The 3,853-nt window shown below is 45.9% G+C and carries 4 protein-coding genes; 3 read left to right on the top strand and 1 reads right to left on the bottom strand.

All coding sequences use genetic code 11. The features are described 5' to 3' along the window. Window positions 1-166: 166 nt before the first annotated feature. Together COT43_11335 and COT43_11340 are read left to right on the top strand one after the other, a co-directional pair. Window positions 167-490 (top strand): hypothetical protein, encoded by a 324-nt coding sequence (locus COT43_11335; protein ID PIS27274.1) that lies wholly within the window; start codon window positions 167-169, stop codon window positions 488-490. A gap of 93 nt (window positions 491-583) precedes the next feature. Continuing rightward, window positions 584-1,267 carry a hypothetical protein gene (locus COT43_11340; protein ID PIS27275.1) on the top strand — a complete coding sequence of 228 codons (684 nt, stop codon included), beginning with the start codon at window positions 584-586 and terminating at the stop codon, window positions 1,265-1,267. A 451-nt stretch (window positions 1,268-1,718) separates the two neighbouring features. Here the strand turns inward: COT43_11340 and COT43_11345 are convergent, their stop codons facing one another. Next, window positions 1,719-2,813 carry a hypothetical protein gene (locus COT43_11345; GenBank protein ID PIS27276.1) on the bottom strand — a complete coding sequence of 365 codons (1,095 nt, stop codon included), beginning with the start codon at window positions 2,811-2,813 and terminating at the stop codon, window positions 1,719-1,721. 138 nt (window positions 2,814-2,951) lie between these two features. Here COT43_11345 and COT43_11350 point away from each other — a divergent pair. Then, on the top strand, window positions 2,952-3,853 hold a 902-nt coding region (locus tag COT43_11350), incomplete at its 3' end, for a sodium:proton antiporter (GenBank protein PIS27277.1).

Consider the following 3,853-nt stretch of genomic DNA (forward strand, 5'->3'; position numbering starts at 1 on the left):
CAACCCAATCAACCCAATCCAACCCAATCCAACCCTTCCCCATAAACTTTTTCTTGCATTCAAAAAAATCTTATTTTAATTTCATGCCAATGCAAGTTGAAACAGTCAAACGCGCCGGTCTCATTTATTTTAACGGGATGAGACAGGCTATTTAAAAAGGAGCGCTTTGCCCGGCGTTATTTCTGCTCGATATTCTCCATCCTATTTCGTGGGTCGGATGACTTTCGCATGGTTCGATGCAATCCGCATTGTCTCCGACAAAAAGCATTCCTTGTCATACGTTCCTTTAGTAGGTGTATATGCGACTACAATAGAGTCACAAGCAACGGAAGCGAAGTCACAAGCAACAAAAGTAGAGTCGCAAGCGGCGGAAGTAGCGTCACAAGCAACGGGAGCAGGGTCGCAAGCGATGGAAATAGAGTCAAAAGCGACAGAAGCAATGTCACAAGCAATGGAAGTACGGTTAAAAGTGACAGAGATTGAGTCATAAGCCATGGTAGTAAAAAGTTATGCTCTCGTTTTCGTTTTACAGGGATCGATAAAATGATCATAGATAGTTCAAAACAACCAAAAGGAGGTCAAAATGCAGGAAATGATCGGTCTTGAGATTCAGGACGCCGATGTTTTGTTGGTGGCAACGAATAAGTACCAGCCGGAACTGACCGGCGTTGGTTCGACAGAGGCTGAAACTCAGCAATTGTCCGCGACGAAAGTGTCGCTGAACGAGAAGGAACTTACGCATGAGGCGATGGTCAATCATGTTCATCTGTTGACAAATGACCAGAATGTTCTGATTGCTCAAAGTTGGAATGTCATCGGGAAAATCAGAGCGGCGGCGAAGGTTCAGTTCTTTAAGGATAAACTCATGCAGAAAGAATTCCATGTCGGTAGCAAAACACATCAGAAGGTTGCCGGGACGATGACGGAATTATCTTACGTGAAAGGACTGATGACGACGTATGCGACGCAGTTAGCCACCCGAGGCATCGGCGCGGCGGATATTACCGGGTTGAACGCCTGTTATGATGGTTTGCAGGCAAAAGACGCCGAACAGGAGAACGCCAAAAAGTTACAGACAACATTCAGAAACGAGCGCGACACGTTGTTAAAAGACATGAAAGATATGAAAAGTAAAATCCGCGGGTCGGCGGCAATTTGTTTCAGAGGAAATCCGGACATCCTGAACGAATTCAAATCCATTATCAAGAAAAAATCGGCAAAGAAAACGGATACGGATACATCGACCGATAATCCAACTGCCGGCTGAGGGGAACTTCCCGTAAGTCATTAGGTATTCCCCGCCGTTTGCGGGATTCGGTCTTTCGTCATTCAGGCATTTTATCTCTCGTCCGTATTTATTGCCACTACTTTTAAGTCGTGGATTCAATTCGCGCGATAATAACTCCGGACTTTAGTCCGTCATTCTGGGCTGAAGCCCAAACTTTTTCTCGGAATTGAACAAGATTCTTCGTCGCCAATGACTGTCAGGCATTTGATTATTCGTGGATTCCTGTCCGGTAATCGTGTTGCTACACGATTTGCACGGCTCCTCAGAATGACAGCATGGATTCACCATATCCACGCGCTAAAGCACGTGGCAATTGTGACATTCCAATAAAAAAAATCTGAAACATATGTCTCATTCTTATTCGTCTTCTTTCGTCTCTTTTCGTGGTCATCTCTTTCTTTTTCCGGCTACGGAACCCGAAATTCTTTTACTATTGTTTTATTTTGTATAGCAGGTATCCGCCGATACAAAGAAATACGATGTTGCCGAGCCAGACGGAAAGCATGGGCGTGACAATGCCTTTATACCCGAGAACCTGTCCGAATTTTACAAATCCGTAGTAAATAAAAATGATCAGTAGACTCATTCCCGCTCCGAAACTGATGCCTTTTTGTTGTTTCATCGCCGCTAATGGCAATCCGAATAAAATGACGATCAGATTGGTGAACGGAAAGGCGAACTTGAAATGGCGATTCACTTCCCATTTCCGCGGATCGTTGCCGCTTTCGCGCAATCGCTGAATAAAATAGGTCAATTCGGAATAACGCATCGTTTCCGGATTCAAGCCTGCTTTGACGATGTCGTCCGGTCTGAGGTGAAATTCCATCAATGAGTCGGTAAAAATCGCTGAAACTAACTCATTGCCTTTTTCGTCGAACGAGCGAATCTTGAAGTCAAACAACCGCCATTTTTTCTCTTCCGGGATCCAGACCATTTTCCGAACATCGATCCGGCGTTTGAGGATATGGTTTTCGATATCCTGAATCGTTACCGATGAAGCCGTATTGTCTTTGACATTAAAAACGGAAATCACGATGTTGCAGGTTGGCGAATCCTGATGCATGATATTGGTGAAGATCGTTTTGGTGAAATTGCGAGAGCGCTTGAGGTTGTTTTGCTCAATTTCCGCTCGAATACGGGAGGTGGGAATGACGACGCTATCCTGAAAGAAAAAGGAACCGATGCTGAACAGAAGTCCGGTGAAAAGTAGCGGAATTGAAAGTCGGTACAGGCTGATTCCGGAAGATTTTAGCGCCGCCAATTCGTTATGTTTGGAGAGTGTTCCGATCGTGAAAACGGATGCAAGTAGAAGAGCCATCGGAATGGCAATATCGACGTAATATGGTAATTGATAGAGATAAAACGTCGCGATGAGCCGCCCATGCATCTGAGCTTTCAGGAATTTGTCCATTTTCTCAATGAGGTCAACGATGTTGAAAATCGCCAAAAACGCCAGTAAAGACAGAATGAAAAGCAGGAAAAATTTCCGGAGTACGTATCGATCTAATAGTTTCACTTCAATCATCGCCTGAAATCTAAAACGTCCGGATCGCTTAATCCAAGCTTTTCTCTTAGGCTTTAGCAGAAAATTGAATAATATTACCACCGTGAGATTCTCTTGGAATTTTTAAATCAGCGATAATGTAGCAGGGTGAATTCGATTATGAACGAAGCCAAACCGACTCTCTCCTTCTGGAAAGCTATCACTCCGATCATTTATCTCGGTATTGCGCTGATCGTAACGCTGAAATTTTGGGACGGCGATCCGCATTTGCCGATCCTTTCCGCGGCGATCCTTTCCGCCGTCACCGGAGTCCTTTCCGGTTTCAAATGGAAAGAAATAGAAGCGGGCATCGTGAAGACGATCAGCATGTCTATGTCGGCGATTCTGATCCTGATGATTATTGGAATGATCATCGGTGTTTGGATTCTCGCCGGGATCGTGCCGACCATGATCTACTATGGTTTAAAGATTCTCACGCCGAGCATTTTCCTCGTCGCCACCGCATTGATTTGCGCGGTTGTTTCGACGGCAACCGGCAGTTCATGGACGACGGCTGGAACGGTTGGAATAGCGTTGATCGGCGTCGGGCAGGGCTTTGGCATTCCACTTCCGATTGTTGCAGGGGCGATCATTTCCGGTTCATATTTCGGCGATAAAATGTCACCGTTGTCAGACACGACGAACCTTGCGCCTGCGATGGCCGGCGCGACGCTTTTCGATCACGTCCGGCACATGTTTTATACAACAACGCCGAGTCTGATCATCGCGCTCATTCTTTACGGTATTATTGGAGCGAGATATTCCGGCAATGATCTTGAATTCCATACGATTGATGTGATATTGTCCGGCATCGCGCAAAAGTTTACGATTTCCGTCTGGCTCTTTTTGCCGCCGCTACTCGTCATCGCGATGGTTGTTTTGAAAGTGCCGGCGATTCCCGGTTTGATGGGCGGAACGATTCTCGGCGCACTTTTTGCCGCCGGATTTCAAGGTTCGTCGATGACCGAAATCATCAGATCCGCACACTACGGATTTGTTTCTCAGACCGGAGTTGCTTCGGT

The sequence above is a fragment of the Candidatus Marinimicrobia bacterium CG08_land_8_20_14_0_20_45_22 genome (genome assembly GCA_002774355.1).
Lineage (GTDB): Bacteria > Fidelibacterota > UBA2242 > UBA2242 > UBA2242 > 0-14-0-20-45-22.